At 63.2% G+C, this 1,938-nt stretch carries 2 protein-coding genes; one reads left to right on the top strand and one right to left on the bottom strand.

From position 1 onward, the window contains the following. Positions 1-741, bottom strand: a 741-nt coding sequence (locus tag FJ980_RS30210) for an acetylserotonin O-methyltransferase (RefSeq protein WP_246676622.1), incomplete at its 3' end; no start/stop codon positions are given. Positions 742-1,478: 737 nt separating this feature from the next. On the opposite strand from FJ980_RS30210, the gene FJ980_RS30200 reads away from it, so the two are divergent. Further along, positions 1,479-1,938: GntR family transcriptional regulator (locus FJ980_RS30200; protein ID WP_140547261.1), on the top strand; the 460-nt coding region annotated here is incomplete at its 3' end.

Here is a 1,938-nt window from a genome sequence, read left to right as displayed (position 1 = left end):
GCGCAGCAGGGCGCGATTCTTCGCCTCGTCCCAATCGTGCATGATCATCGACAGGAGATGCACGTCGTGATCCCCGGGAAGCTGTTCGAAGAAATTGCCGTCCGCGGTCTCGATGCGGTCGGTCAAGCCGGCCTCGGCGATCTTTCCCGCGGCGATCGCGGCGACATGCGGCAAGTCGAACACGGTCGCACGCAGCGCCCCATATTGTTTGCAAAGCTCGATGTCGTACGCGCCCGATCCGCCGCCGATGTCCAGGAGGCGGCGGAAATGACTGAGATCCACGGCTTCGCCGAGCTTGCGCGCGGTCATCGTGGAAAGCGAATGCATCGCCTCCCAGAAAAGCGCCAGCATCGTAGGATCCTCGCCCTCGAACATCGAGGATTGCACTGCCGGATCCCATGTGGTTGGCCGGTTCGTGCGCAGCGCCTCTGCAAGCCTTCCCCAGCCCGCATAGAGTCGCTTGTCGGCCATCTGCACGAAGCCACCGAAGTAATACGGCTTACCCTTCACGAGATAAGTTTCGCTTAAGGGCGTGTTGCGATAGCGGCCGTCCGTTTTCTCCAGGAGCCCAAGTGCAGCGCAGCCGGTCAACAGCATCTCGGCCGGTCGTTGATGCAGGCCGAGCGCTTCCGCCAAACCGGCAACCGTGATGGCGGCGCCGCTCGCAAGGCGGCTGAAGAGGTCCAACTCGTGCGCGGCGGCCAGAGTCTTGAAGGCCCAGAAACCGGTCGAAAGCGCCATCAGTGGGACAGCGGAAGGAAGCTCTTGCGTGGTGACGATTGGTCGGTCGGCCGCGCGCAGCCCTGTCTCGCCCGGGATCGAACCGGGCTGGTGGGCAAGCATTGTCGTGCGCGTAGCAGAGCGCTGATGGTTGGGCATGGCACTCTCCCCAAAATGTTGACGGTTGGTTCGCAGCTTCGAGCCGCGCGGTGGTCTCGACGGCGCGGGTTTCGAAAATGCCGCCGATCGAATGGTCCACCAGCAAGCGGCGGCGGCCTTGTGCTCGCAAGGCCGCCGCCGATGGCGCGAATAGGGTCAGCCGTGGCGACCGGCGTAGGATCGGCCCCGTGGTCCGGCAGATCGATGGCATGGACCCGAATGTCCCTCAACAGCTCGGGAGACAAATCCGCGATTGCCCGACCTCTTGAGACGGATAATTGCCAAGTCTTGAGGGCCGCGACTGTGGTTTTCGGCACAGACCAAGGTAGTCGCACGCTCGACGGGTGATGGATTCGAGTCTCCGCTCGAGGCATTTCAGCCTCCCATAGCCAGCCATCCGCTTCTTCCCTTGCCGCCGAAGCAATGGTAAGGAGGCTAGAGGACCGATAGAAGTGCCAATTCATGGATTCTTGGCCAGTCCAATTCCAATTGGCATGACGACACTTGCAAGGCGCTGCCGCTAAGCCGGCAGGACGCAGGAGGACTGGTGGCAGGCTGAATTCCAGTGCCTGCGTCAGACCAATTCCAGTTGCTGAACAATGACCGCCTTTCACATAAGCCTGGTCGGGCGCAAGAATCTCAGCGGCGAGATTTATCGTCAGATACGGCGCGCCGTTCTGGATCGACGGCTGCGGCCCGGCGACCCTCTGCCGCCTGGCCGCGAACTGGCGCGGACGCTTGCCGTGTCGCGTGCCACCGTGACCGTGGTTTATGAACGGCTCGCCGCGGAAGGGTTCGTGACATCCCGGCAGGGGTCTGGGACGTTCATCAGCGAATTGGTCGTGCCGGCCGGGCGAGAAAAGACCGGACGCCGATCTACCGGCGTGCTCCAGCCACGCCGGATCTGGGAGGCGATAGCCCCACCACCCGCATTCGAGCCGGTTCGGTTCGACTTTCACGCCGGGTTTTGCGATGCTTCGCTGTTTCCGCACGGGGCGTGGCGGCGGGCGGTGGTTTGGGCGCTGCGTTCGGGCGAAGCGACCGCCGGCACTTACGAGC

Source organism: Mesorhizobium sp. B1-1-5, from assembly GCF_006443065.1.
Taxonomy (GTDB): Bacteria; Pseudomonadota; Alphaproteobacteria; order Rhizobiales; family Rhizobiaceae; genus Mesorhizobium.
Note: the sequence above shows the minus strand (reverse complement) of the source record. Positions and strands in the feature narration are given on the sequence as shown.